At 59.6% G+C, this 302-nt stretch carries 1 protein-coding gene; it reads right to left on the bottom strand.

Annotated elements, in window-relative coordinates; genetic code table 11:
- Positions 1 to 302 (bottom strand): hypothetical protein (locus AC3XQU_RS23610; protein ID WP_489876572.1); only part of this gene is annotated, 302 nt, incomplete at both ends.

Genomic DNA, 302 nt, shown 5'->3' with positions numbered 1-302 from the left:
AGGATCCGGAATTTCGTACATTTCGATCAGATCCCACAACCGGGCGTCAGTCGCCGGAATGATGATCTTGTACGTCGGACCGTGCGGCCCGATCCGCACCGTCGCCTCACCCGGATCCAGGTTCGGAGATGTCAGTTTCCCCGCCACAAGACGGCACTTCACCTCGACCGGCACCACAACCCATGTACCGGCCGCGTTCTCGCGACGACGCGGAACCGTGAAGTACACGAACGCCAAATCCGCCGGAAACGGAGCAACCCCATCCAACCGGCGGAAATCCTCAGTGATCACACTCATTGTCA

The organism is Telluria sp. AZSoR62 (genome assembly GCF_058111565.1).
Note: the sequence above shows the minus strand (reverse complement) of the source record. Positions and strands in the feature narration are given on the sequence as shown.